Origin of the sequence: Massilia sp. (assembly GCF_031995545.1) — a bacterium.
Lineage (GTDB): Bacteria > Pseudomonadota > Gammaproteobacteria > Burkholderiales > Burkholderiaceae_D > Telluria.
On the sequence record NZ_DAMAGA010000029.1, the window covers coordinates 56,397 to 66,774 of the forward strand.

Sequence of the window (10,378 nt, forward strand, 5' to 3'; positions counted from 1 at the left end):
AAGCCATGACTCTCTCCTATCTCGTCGGTGGCCTGGCCGCCGCCGCGCTCCTTGTCTACCTGCTGGTGGCGCTGTTCAAGCCGGAGGATCTGTGATGACCGACTTCCTCCTGCTCCTCGCCGCCTTCCTGGCCGTCCTGCTGGCGCTGGCGTGGCCGCTCGGCGCCCTGATGGCGCGCGTCGCCAGCCGTCCTGCCAATGACAGCGCCGGTGGCATCGGCGCGCGCGTCGAGCGCGGCCTGCTGCGTCTGGCCGGTCCCGCCGCCACGCAAGAACAAGGCTGGAAAGCCTACGCCATCGCGCTGATCGCATTCAATGCGGTCGGCGCCTTGTTCGTCTACCTGCTGCAACGGGTCCAGGCGTCGCTGCCGCTCAACCCGGAAGGGATGGCCAACGTCAGCCCCGACTCCAGCTTCAACACCGCCATCAGTTTTGTCGCCAACACCAACTGGCAAGGCTACAGCGGCGAGCAGACCATGAGTATCCTGACCCAGATGCTGGGCCTGGCCTGCCAGAACTTCTTCTCGGCCGCCACCGGCATCGCCGTGGTGTTCGCATTGATCCGCGGCTTCGCGGCCAGGTCGAGCGCGTCGATCGGCAACTTCTGGGTTGACGTCACGCGCTCGACCTTGTATGTGCTGCTGCCGCTGTCGATCGTGCTGGCCGTGTTCCTGTCGGCGCAAGGCGTGGTGCAGAACTTCTCCAGCCACGTCGATGCGAAGCTGCTGGAGCCGGTCACCTATTCGGTGCCCGGCACCGACGGCGCGCCCGCAACCGAGGCACGAGCAGAAACCCAGACTATCCCGATGGGCCCCGTCGCTTCGCAGGAAGCGATCAAGATGCTGGGCACGAATGGTGGCGGCTACTTCAACGCCAACTCGGCGCATCCGTTCGAGAATCCGAACGCGCTGACCAACTTCGCGCAGATGATCGCGATTTTCCTGATCCCGGCCGCGCTGTGCTTCGCATTCGGACGCATGGTGGGCGACATCCGCCAGGGCTGGGCGGTGCTGGCCACCATGACGCTGCTGTTCGTCGTCGCCTGCCTGGCCGCCTACGCCGCCGAGCAGCAGGCCAACCCGCTGCTGACGCCACTGGGTGTCGATGCCGCCGCAAGCCAGTTCCAGTCGGGCGGCAATATGGAAGGCAAGGAAACCCGCTTCGGCATCGCCGCCTCGAGCCTGTTCGCGGTGGTCACCACGGCCGCGTCGTGCGGCGCGGTCAACGCCATGCACGATTCCTTCATGCCGCTCGGCGGCATGGTGCCGATGGTGCTGATGCAGTTCGGTGAAGTGATCTTCGGCGGCGTCGGCTCGGGCCTGTACGGCATGCTGGTGTTCGCGATCCTGGCGGTGTTCATCGCCGGCCTGATGATCGGCCGTACGCCGGAATACCTGGGCAAGAAGATCCAGGCCTACGAGATGAAGATGGCGGCGCTGGTGATCCTGGTGACCCCATGCCTGGTGCTGCTCGGTACCGCGCTGGCCGTCACGTCAAGCAGCGGCACCGTCGGCGTGGCCAATCCGGGCGCGCACGGCTTCTCCGAGATCCTGTACGCGGTAACCTCCGCCGCCAACAACAACGGCAGCGCCTTCGCCGGCCTGTCGGCCAACACGCCGTTCTACAACTCGCTGCTGGGCCTTGCCATGTGGTTCGGCCGCTTCGCCGTGATCGTGCCGGTGCTGGCGATCGCCGGCTCGCTCGCCAGCCGCCAGCGCCTGCCGGTCACCTCCGGCACGCTGCCGACGCACGGCCCGATGTTCATCGGCATGCTGGCCGCCGTCGTCGTGCTGGTCGGTGTGCTCAACTACGTCCCGGCCCTGGCCCTCGGTCCGGTGGTCGAACACCTCCAGCTGTTCGGAGAATAAAAAATGGATCAATCGATTCCGCAAGTCCAATCTCAAGCCCAGGCGCAAACCCAGGGCGCACGCCGTTCGCTGACCCTGTTCGATGCGAGCCTCTTCAAGCCGGCGATCGTCGACGCCTTCCGCAAGCTGAACCCGCGCACGCAGTTGCGCAGCCCGGTGATGTTCGTCGTCTACATCGGCAGCATCCTGACCACGCTGCTGTACGTGCAGGCGCTGATGGGCAACGGAGAAGCGCCGGCAGGCTTCATCCTGGCCACCGCCGTCTGGCTCTGGTTCACGGTACTGTTCGCGAACTTCGCCGAAGCGCTGGCCGAAGGCCGCAGCAAGGCGCAGGCGGCGTCGCTGCGCAACCTGCGCCAGACCGTGATGGCCAAGAAGCTCGACGCGCCGGGCCATGGCGCGGCCTGGCACAACACCGCCTCGACCGACCTGCGCAAAGGGATGTTCTTCCTGGTCGAAGCGGGCGACGTGATTCCCGTCGATGGTGAAGTGATCGACGGCGTGGCCTCGGTCGACGAAAGCGCCATCACCGGCGAATCGGCACCGGTGATCCGCGAATCGGGCGGCGACTTCTGCGCCGTCACCGGCGGCACCCGCGTGCTGTCCGACTGGCTGGTGGTGCGCGTCAGTGCCAATCCGGGCGAGACCTTCCTGGATCGCATGATCGGCATGGTCGAAGGCGCGGCGCGTAAAAAGACGCCGAACGAGATCGCGCTTACCATCCTGCTGGTGGCGCTGACCATCGTGTTCCTGGTCGTCACCGTGACGCTGCTGCCGTTCTCGCTGTTCGCGGTGCAGGCGGCGGGCAGCGGCTCGCCGGTGACCATCACCGCGCTGGTAGCGCTGCTGGTGTGCCTGATCCCGACCACCATCGGCGGCCTGCTGTCGGCCATCGGCGTGGCCGGCATGAGCCGCATGATGGGTGCGAATGTCATCGCCACTTCAGGCCGCGCGGTGGAAGCGGCCGGCGACGTCGACGTGCTGTTGCTGGACAAGACCGGCACCATCACCTTCGGCAACCGCCAGGCCGCCGCCTTCCTGCCGGCGCCGGGCGTGAAGGAAGAAGAACTGGCCGACGTGGCGCAACTGGCCTCGCTGGCCGACGAGACGCCGGAAGGGCGCAGCATCGTGGTGCTGGCCAAGAAGCGCTTCAATATCCGCGAACGCGCGATGGAGCCGCTCGGCGCCGTGTTCGTGCCGTTCACCGCGCAGACCCGCATGAGCGGCGTCGATCTGGGCGCGCGCAAGCTGCGCAAGGGCGCGGCAAGCGCCATCCGCAAACACGTGGAGTCGCTCGGCCAGCCATGGCCGCTGGACGTCGAGCGCAGCGTCGACGACGCTTCGCGCCGCGGCAGCACGCCGCTGGTGGTGGCTGACGGCGCACGTGTGATGGGCGTGGTCGAACTCAAGGACGTGGTCAAGGGCGGCATCCGCGAGCGCTTCGCTGAACTGCGCCGCATGGGCGTGAAGACCGTGATGGTCACCGGCGACAACAAGCTGACCGCGGCTGCCATCGCGGCCGAAGCGGGCGTGGACGACTTCGTGGCCGAAGCGACGCCCGAGGACAAGCTGACCCTGATCCGCAGCTACCAGAACGAAGGCAAGCTGGTGGCGATGACCGGCGACGGCACCAACGACGCGCCGGCGCTGGCCCAGGCCGACGTCGCGGTGGCGATGAACTCGGGCACCCAGGCCGCGAAGGAGGCCGGCAATATGGTCGACCTGGATTCGAACCCGACCAAGCTGCTCGAGATCGTCGAGATCGGCAAACAGATGCTGATGACGCGCGGCGCGCTCACCACCTTCTCGATCTCGAACGACATCGCCAAGTACTTCGCGATCGTGCCGGCGATGTTCGTGGCGACCTACCCGAGCCTCAAGGCGTTGGATGTCATGCAGCTTACCAGCCCGTCGTCGGCAATCATGTCGGCGGTGATCTTCAATGCCCTGATCATCGTGTTCCTGATCCCGCTGGCGCTGCGCGGCGTGCGCTACCGCGCCATCGGCGCCGCTTCGCTACTGCGCCGGAACATGTTCATCTATGGCCTGGGCGGCCTGCTGCTGCCGTTCGCCGGCATCAAGCTGATCGACATGCTGCTAGCCGCATTCAACCTGGCCTAAGCCTAAGCCCAAGGAGTTCTCATGCAATCGATTCTTCGTCCCGCGCTCGTGCTGTTCGCGGTACTCACCCTGATCTGCGGCGTGCTGTATCCGTTCGCCGTCACCGGCATCGCCCAGGCCGCGTTTCCTGCGGCGGCCAACGGCAGCCTGATCGAAAAGGACGGCCAGGTAGTGGGTTCGTCTCTGCTTGGCCAGCAATTCACCGCCCCCGGCTACTTCTGGGGCCGTCCGTCGGCCACCGGCCCGATGCCGAACAATGGCGGTGGTTCTGGCGGCTCGAACCAGGGCCCGCTCAATCCGGCGCTGCAGGAAGTGGTCAAGGGCCGCGTCGCCGCGCTGCGTGCGGCCGATCCGGGCAACACGGCGCCGGTGCCGGTCGATCTGGTCACCGCATCCGGCAGCGGCCTCGATCCCGAAATCAGCCTGGCCGGCGCCCGCTACCAGGCGGCGCGGGTGGCGCGCGCGCGCGGCCTGTCGCCCGAGCGCGTGAAAGCCATGATCGAGCACCACACCCAGCTGCGCGCGCTCGGCCTGTTCGGCGAACCGCGCGTCAACGTGCTGGCCCTGAATCTGGACCTCGACAAGGAGGCTGGAGTAGCTGGCGCGCCCGAAACCGGGCATACTCGCTGAACCATGCCCCAAGAGGATTACCAACAGCGGCGACCCGACCCCGACGCATTGCTGGCGCAGATGCGCGAGCAGGAGCGGCGCGCCGCGCGCGGACGCCTGCGCATCTACTTCGGCGCCTCGGCCGGCGTCGGCAAGACCTACGCCATGCTGGAAGAGGCGCACAAGCTGCAGCTTGACGGCAGGGCGCCGCTGGTCGGGATCATCGAGACGCATGGGCGGGCAGAAACCGCGCGCCTGCTGGAGGGCCTGGAAGTGCTGCCGCGCCGGCAAGTGGACCACCGTGGCCGCCGGCTCGAGGAATTCGACCTCGACGCCGCGCTGGCGCGCCAGCCTTCGGTGATCCTGGTCGACGAGCTGGCCCATTCGAACGCGCCCGGTTCGCGCCACCCCAAGCGCTGGCAGGACGTCGAGGAACTGCTGGAAGCCGGCATCGACGTACTCACCACGGTGAACGTGCAGCACCTCGAAAGCCTGAACGACGTGGTGGGCGGCATCGCCGGCATCCGCGTCTCCGAGACCGTGCCGGATGGCGTGTTCGACGAAGCCGCCGAGGTGGTGATGGTCGACCTGCCGGCCGACGCGCTGCTGGCGCGCCTGAAGGAGGGCAAGGTCTACCAGCCCTTGCAGGCCGAACGCGCCGCCGGCAATTTTTTCAGGAAGGGCAACCTGATCGCGCTGCGCGAACTGGCGCTGCGCCGCACCGCCGACCGCGTCGAGGGCGACGTGCGCGCCTGGCGCGAGGCGCAGTCGATCGACGCGATCTGGAAGACCGGCGCCAACCTGCTGGTGTGCGTCGGACCGGGACCGGACGCCGAACACGTGGTGAGGAGCGGCGCGCGCATCGCTTCGCAGCTGGGCACCGCCTGGCACGCGGTGTACGTCGAGACCCCGCGCCTGGGCCGCCTGCCCGAGCGCGAACGCGCGCGCGTTACCGATACCCTGAAACTGGCGCAGGATTTGGGCGCCACCACTGCCGTACTGGCAGGCGACGACGTCGCCGCCGGCACGCTGGAATATGCGCGCGACCACAACCTGTCGCGCATCGCGCTCGGCCGCGCCCACACCGGCCTACACGCAGCCTGGCGCCGCCGCTTCGCCCCGCGCATCGGACGCCAGCTGGCGCGCCGCGCGCCGGGCATCGACCTGATCGAGATCGGCTTGCCTGCGGTGCCGCTGCCGGCAGCCGAGACGCGCGCAGCCGGCGCGGCGACGCCGCGCGCGCCGCTGACGGCGCATGCCTGGGCCGCCGGCGCCAGCCTGCTGGCCGCGGCCCTCGCTGCGCCGCTGCACGGGCGCTTCGACCTGGTCAACATCGCCATGCTGTTCCTGCTGGTGGTGCTGCTGGTGGCGATGCGGCTGGGACGCGCGCCCTCGGTCACCGCCACCTGCGTCGGCGTGGCCTGCTTCGATTTCATTTACGTGCCGCCGCGCTTCACGCTGGCGGTATCCGATTTCCAGTACCTGGTCACCTTCGGCGTGATGCTGGCGGTGGGCCTCATCACCGGTCATCTCACCGCCGGCCTGCGCTTCCAGGCGCGCATCGCGGCCGAGCGCGAGCGGCGCGTGCGCGCGCTGTACGAATTCGCGCGCGAGCTCTCCGGCGTGCTGGTGGCGTCGCAGGTGTTCGAGTCGAGCCGCGCCGTGATCCAGAACGCGTTCGGCGCCCGCGCCACGCTGCTGGTGCCCGATGCGCAGGGGCGGCTCGGCATGCCGCCGCTGGACGACGGCAGTCCGGGCGGCGCAGCGCCGCCGTATGTCGACAGCGGCGTCGCCCAGTGGGCCTACGACCATGCGCAGGCGGCCGGCCTGGGTACCGACACGCTGCCCGCCAGTCCCTTGTTTTACCTGCCGCTGGTGGCGCCGATGCGCACGCGCGGTGTGCTGGCGATCGAGCCGGTAGGCGGCAGCTGGGGCTTGTCGCCCGAGCAGCATCGCCAGCTCGATGCGCTGGCCGCGCTGGCCGCGATCGCGCTCGAGCGCGTGCACTACGTCGAGGTGGCGCAGGCGGCGCTGGTCAACATGGAGTCGGAACGCCTGCGCAATTCGCTGCTGGCGGCGCTCTCGCACGACCTGCGCACGCCGCTCACCGCGCTGGTCGGCCTGTCCGAGTCGCTGCTGCGCGGCGACGCGCTGCCGGCCACATCGCAGGAGCTGGCGCAGGCGCTGCATGACGAAGCAGTACGCATGGGTACTCTCGTGGCCAACCTGCTCGACATGGCGCGCATCGAAAGTGGGGAAGTGCGTTTCAACCTGGAGTGGCAGGCGCTGGAAGAAGTGGTCGGCTCGGCCCTGCGTGCCTGCGGCGCGGCGCTGCGCCGCCACCGCATCGAGGTGCGCCTGCCGCCCGGCCTGCCGCTGGTGCAGTTCGACGCGGTGCTGGTCGAGCGCGTGCTGTGCAACCTGCTCGAGAACGCGGCCAAGTACACGCCCGACGGTTCGCGCATCGAGATCATGGCCGCCCAGCGCGGCGACTGGGTCGACGTCACCGTCAGCGACGACGGGCCGGGCCTGCGCGCCGGCAGCGAAGAAGCGATCTTCGAAAAATTCACGCGCGGCGAGCGCGAGTCGGCGTTGCCCGGCGTCGGCCTGGGCCTGGCGATCTGCCGCGCCATCGTGGAGGCGCACGGCGGCGAGATCCGTGCCACCGCGTCAAGGCTGGGCGGGGCCGCCTTCACGTTCTCGCTGCCGAGCGGGACGCCGCCGAGCCTTCCTGAACTGGATACACTGACGCCTGTTCCATCCACCGAAAAAGAATCATGAGCGATACCCCAAGCGCCCTGCTGGTCGAGGACGAGCCGCAGATCCGCCGCTTCGTGCGCGCTGCCCTGGAGCAGGAAGGCTGGCAGGTGCACGAATCCGGCAGCATCAACCGCGGCCTGATCGACGCCGGCACACGCCGCCCCGACCTGATCGTGCTCGACCTCGGCCTGCCCGACGGCGACGGCATCGACTTCATCCAGGACGTGCGCAAATGGTCGGCGGTGCCGATCATCGTGCTGTCGGCACGCGTGGCGGAAGGCGAAAAGATCCGGGCACTGGATGCCGGCGCCGACGATTATCTGACCAAGCCGTTCGGCACCGGCGAACTGCTGGCGCGCGTGCGCGCCACCCTGCGCCGCCAGCGCCAGCCGGCCGCCGGCGGCGATGGCGTGGTGCGCTTCGGCGATGTGGCGGTGGATCTGCAGGACCGTTCGGTGACGCGCGCGGGCGAGCACGTGCACCTGACGCCGACCGAGTACCGGCTGCTGTCGGTGCTGGTCGCGAACGCGGGGCGGGTGATGACCAATCCGCAGCTGCTGCGCGCGGTGTGGGGACCGGGGCATGCCGAGAGCGGACATTACCTGCGCATCTACATGGGGCATCTGCGCCACAAGCTGGAAGCCGATCCGGCGCAGCCGCGCCATTTCCTGACCGAGACCGGGGTCGGCTACCGCCTGTGGCTGGGGTAGGGCATCAGCGCGCCAGGCCTTGTCCACCCACCGGTTCGGTCTCGAACCGTTCGCCGAAGCCCGCGATCAGCGGCCGTCCCTTGCCGATCGCATCGCGCACCGACGGCAGCGCCAGCGATGCCTTGTGGCTGTCCTGGCTGTCCCACGCTTCGGTGATCCAGAGTGCGTCCGCATCGCTCGCATCCTTCGCGATCACGTAGCTCAGGCAGCCCGGCATGCCGGCCGTGCCCTCCAGCAGGATGGCGATGAGGGCGTCGCGCTGGCCCGGCTGGGCGCGCATTTTTCCGATCAATCCGTACATGCGGTGTGGCTCCTTCGTTCTGGTAGTGAGGACGGGTGCGGTGTGCGCCGCGCACAGCGGCAGGGCTGCCAGCGCGGTCACGGCGGTGCGGCGCGATACGGCCATGATGGCGTCTCCTTCTGAGGATCCAAACAGTATATGCCGTTCGAAACACTAGGTATAGATACTTAGGCAACGACCTCGCCACCGTCCACGCACGCTGGGTTAAGATGATCCTTCCATCCATCACCGAGACCTTCCCGAGACTTCGATGCGACCCAACACCCTTGCCCTCGCCACCGCAGCCGCAGTACTGACCCTGTCCGGCGCCGCCCATGCGCAGCAGCCGTCCGCCGTTTCCGAAACCGCCTTGCGCGCCCACCTGTCGTTCCTGGCCGACGACCTGCTCGAAGGCCGCGGCACCGGCCAGCGCGGCGGAGACCTGACGGTGCGCTACCTCGAGACCCAGGCCGCCCTGATCGGCCTGCAGCAGATCCCGGGCGGCGGCTACCGCCAGAAGGTCGATATCGAAGGCAGCAAGATGATCGACGGCGGCATGACCTTCAGCGCCGGCGGCAAGACCATCAAGCCGACCGTGGGCAAGGACATCGTGTTCGGCACCAAGAGTGGCAAGGAAGCGATCTCGTTCGACGCGCCGCTGGTGTTCGTCGGCTACGGCGTGACCGCGCCGGAAGAAGGCTGGGACGACTACAAGGGCCTGGACGCCAAGGGCAAGATCCTGGTGATGATGGTCGACGACCCGCAACCCACCGCCGAGGAACCGAACCGCTTCGCCGGCAAGGCCTACACCTGGTACGGGCGCTGGGTCTACAAATATGAAGAAGCGGCGCGCCGCGGCGCGGCCGGCGTGATGCTGATCCACACCACGCCGTCGGCCTCGTATCCGTTCAGCGTGCCGGCCAACGGCTTCTCGCACGAGCGCTTCGGCCTGAAGGGGCCGGGCAATCCGGTCGAGGGCTGGTTCACCGAAGACATGGCGCGCCAGCTGTTCGCGGCCGGCGGCCACGACCTGGACAAGTTGCGCGCGGCAGCCGAACGCAAGGACTTCCGCCCGGTCGACCTGAAAGTCGCCACCCACGTCGAGTTGCGTTCGAAGATCCGTGCGGTCGAACAGTTCAACGTGATCGGCATCGTGCCGGGCAGCGACGCCAAACTCAAGGAACAGGCGGTGGTGTATTCCTCGCACTGGGATCACATGGGTATCGACGAGGACGACGGCGACACCAGGAAGGATCCGAAGCGCGACCGCATCTACAACGGCGCCATCGACAACGCTTCCGGCACCGCCGCGCTGCTGGCGATGGCTGCCGAAGCGGTCAAGAAGCCGGCGCGCCGCACCCAGATCTTCCTGTGGCCGGCGGCCGAAGAGCAGGGCCTGCTGGGCGCCGCCGCCTACGTCAAGAATCCGGTAGTGCCGCTGGCGCAGACCGCGGCCGACCTGAACCTGGACAGCCTGAACTTCGTGGGCCGCACCAGGGACATCGGCGTGCCGGGCGCCGAGCGTTCCAGCCTGTACGAGACTGCCGGCCAGGTGGCCAAGGGCATGGGGCTGAAGCTGGCGCCAGGCACGCCCGACATGTCGGGCGCCTACTTCCGCGCCGACCACTTCGCGTTCGCCAAGGCCGGCGTACCGGCGTTCAACGTGGGCTCGGCCGTGTTCTCGGGCGACGGCCACTTCGAGTTCGAGCATCACCAGCACGACTCGAGCGCCAACATGAAGGGCTTCAAGAACCACTACCACCAGGTAAGCGACGAGTACCGGCCGGAGTGGGATCTGTCGGGGATGGTGCAGCAGGCGCAGTTTACGCTGAACCTGGGCTATGCGGTGGCGAATGCGCCGGCGATGCCGACCTGGAAGAAGGGCGATCCGTTCGGCAGCGTCAAGCGCTGAGCGAAGTGCGTAACCGTGAGCCCGTAACCTTTGCTCCGTCATTCCTGCCACTGGCAGCAATGACTTCCCGCGAAGTGAACTGACCCCGTTTAGTCGGACAGCTTTTTTGATCAAGTGGA

General features: G+C 68.1%; 8 protein-coding genes. 7 read left to right on the forward strand and 1 reads right to left on the reverse strand.

Features of this window, described 5'->3' with window-relative positions:
- The first annotated feature begins 5 nt into the window (after window positions 1-5).
- From kdpF to kdpE, 6 genes are read left to right on the forward strand one after another with little or no spacing between them, the layout of a single operon-like run.
- Window positions 6-95, forward strand: a complete 90-nt coding sequence (gene kdpF, locus RTQ83_RS18010) for a K(+)-transporting ATPase subunit F (RefSeq protein ID WP_290416660.1) — start codon at window positions 6-8, stop codon at window positions 93-95.
- Window positions 95-1,867, forward strand: a complete 1,773-nt coding sequence (gene kdpA, locus RTQ83_RS18015) for a potassium-transporting ATPase subunit KdpA (protein WP_409456125.1) — start codon at window positions 95-97, stop codon at window positions 1,865-1,867. Before kdpF ends, kdpA begins: the two co-directional genes overlap by 1 nt.
- Before the next feature lie 3 nt (window positions 1,868-1,870).
- Window positions 1,871-3,988 carry a potassium-transporting ATPase subunit KdpB gene (kdpB, locus tag RTQ83_RS18020; RefSeq protein ID WP_312517410.1) on the forward strand — a complete coding sequence of 706 codons (2,118 nt, stop codon included), beginning with the start codon at window positions 1,871-1,873 and terminating at the stop codon, window positions 3,986-3,988.
- A 21-nt stretch (window positions 3,989-4,009) separates the two neighbouring features.
- Window positions 4,010-4,618 carry a potassium-transporting ATPase subunit KdpC gene (kdpC, locus tag RTQ83_RS18025; RefSeq protein WP_312517412.1) on the forward strand — a complete coding sequence of 203 codons (609 nt, stop codon included), beginning with the start codon at window positions 4,010-4,012 and terminating at the stop codon, window positions 4,616-4,618.
- Between the two features lie 3 nt (window positions 4,619-4,621).
- On the forward strand, window positions 4,622-7,378 hold the full coding sequence (locus RTQ83_RS18030; protein WP_312517415.1) for a DUF4118 domain-containing protein: 2,757 nt from the start codon (window positions 4,622-4,624) through the stop codon (window positions 7,376-7,378).
- Window positions 7,375-8,067, forward strand: a complete 693-nt coding sequence (gene kdpE / locus RTQ83_RS18035) for a two-component system response regulator KdpE (protein WP_312517417.1) — start codon at window positions 7,375-7,377, stop codon at window positions 8,065-8,067. Before RTQ83_RS18030 ends, kdpE begins: the two co-directional genes overlap by 4 nt.
- 4 nt (window positions 8,068-8,071) lie before the next feature.
- Here kdpE and RTQ83_RS18040 read toward each other — a convergent pair whose 3' ends face one another.
- Entirely contained in the window at window positions 8,072-8,473 is a 402-nt protein-coding gene (locus RTQ83_RS18040) for a putative quinol monooxygenase (RefSeq protein WP_312517420.1), read from the reverse strand.
- Between the two features lie 145 nt (window positions 8,474-8,618).
- Between RTQ83_RS18040 and RTQ83_RS18045 the strand changes: the two genes are divergently transcribed.
- The gene (locus tag RTQ83_RS18045; RefSeq protein ID WP_312517422.1) at window positions 8,619-10,259 is read left to right on the forward strand and encodes a M28 family peptidase; all 1,641 of its coding nucleotides are present in this window, start codon (window positions 8,619-8,621) and stop codon (window positions 10,257-10,259) included.
- The last annotated feature ends 119 nt before the right edge of the window (window positions 10,260-10,378 follow it).

Bases quoted from the DNA above. Each gene is read 5' to 3' on its own strand.
- kdpB (WP_312517410.1), top strand. From the start codon at position 1,871: ATGGATCAATCGATTCCGCAAGTCCAATCTCAAGCCCAGGCGCAAACC.
- kdpE (WP_312517417.1), top strand. From the start codon at position 7,375: ATGAGCGATACCCCAAGCGCCCTGCTGGTCGAGGACGAGCCGCAGATC.
- kdpA (WP_409456125.1), top strand. From the start codon at position 95: ATGACCGACTTCCTCCTGCTCCTCGCCGCCTTCCTGGCCGTCCTGCTG.
- kdpF (WP_290416660.1), top strand. From the start codon at position 6: ATGACTCTCTCCTATCTCGTCGGTGGCCTGGCCGCCGCCGCGCTCCTT.
- RTQ83_RS18030 (WP_312517415.1), top strand. From the start codon at position 4,622: ATGCCCCAAGAGGATTACCAACAGCGGCGACCCGACCCCGACGCATTG.
- RTQ83_RS18045 (WP_312517422.1), top strand. From the start codon at position 8,619: ATGCGACCCAACACCCTTGCCCTCGCCACCGCAGCCGCAGTACTGACC.
- RTQ83_RS18040 (WP_312517420.1), bottom strand. From the start codon at position 8,473: ATGGCCGTATCGCGCCGCACCGCCGTGACCGCGCTGGCAGCCCTGCCG.
- kdpC (WP_312517412.1), top strand. From the start codon at position 4,010: ATGCAATCGATTCTTCGTCCCGCGCTCGTGCTGTTCGCGGTACTCACC.